The 264-nt window shown below is 34.1% G+C and carries 1 protein-coding gene; it reads right to left on the bottom strand.

Annotation, left to right across the window (positions count from 1 at the left end; genetic code table 11):
• A partial coding sequence (locus NO357_RS21295; protein WP_306737777.1) for a hypothetical protein occupies positions 1–244 on the bottom strand: 244 nt, incomplete at its 3' end.
• Between the last annotated feature and the right edge of the window lie 20 nt (positions 245–264).

The following is a 264-nucleotide window of genomic DNA, read 5'->3' as shown; positions in this document are numbered from 1 at the left end:
GTAAAGAATCAACGATTAGAGGATTCTCACAGTTGTCTCCTGCATTTGGACATCTATATGTAATACTTTGTGTAGCATTACAGTTTTCATCTTCAGCTACTAAATTAAATGTAACTTCAGTTAATGATTCATAAGGTCCAAAAGTATATACACCTGCTTCTGTAGCTGTTTGAGCTTCACTTCCTTGATCGTCAGTAACTACATAGCTATCTAAAGTACCTAAATGCTTGAAGTTGATATCCACATTAAATTCATTTGTTTCGC

Origin of the sequence: Marimonas arenosa (assembly GCF_030848945.1) — a bacterium.
In the GTDB taxonomy this organism is placed as follows: domain Bacteria; phylum Pseudomonadota; class Alphaproteobacteria; order Rhodobacterales; family Rhodobacteraceae; genus Marimonas; species Marimonas arenosa.
Note: the sequence above shows the minus strand (reverse complement) of the source record. Positions and strands in the feature narration are given on the sequence as shown.